Below are 299 nucleotides of genomic sequence, written 5' to 3' on the forward strand. Positions count from 1 at the left end.
AGTGTCGCATCCGGGCAGACATCGAACCATTTGAAATGGTCTAACTTGGATTTGTTTTTCGCAAGGCCGCCGAGAGGCGGCCCCGAGAAATTCCTTTTCCTATACAGAACCATATGAATCGAACGGAACCGATCAGCGATGGACTGAGAGGACCGGACGGGCTCGAAGCCCAGATATTTTTGGACGGAGAGTTCGATCCTGGCTCAGGATGAACGCTGGCGGCGCGCCTAACACATGCAAGTCGAACGGCACCCCTCTCCGGAGGGAAGCGAGTGGCGAACGGCTGAGTAACACGTGGA

General features: G+C 55.5%; 1 rRNA gene (running past one end of the window). It reads left to right on the forward strand.

Annotated features, from left to right (window positions below):
- Window positions 1–180: 180 nt before the first annotated feature.
- Window positions 181–299: ribosomal RNA gene (locus DXA43_RS10105) — 16S ribosomal RNA — on the forward strand; its annotated part runs 1378 nt beyond the window's last position; the annotation flags it as partial.

The sequence above is a fragment of the Collinsella sp. OF02-10 genome (assembly GCF_003463445.1).
Classification (GTDB): domain Bacteria; phylum Actinomycetota; class Coriobacteriia; order Coriobacteriales; family Coriobacteriaceae; genus Collinsella.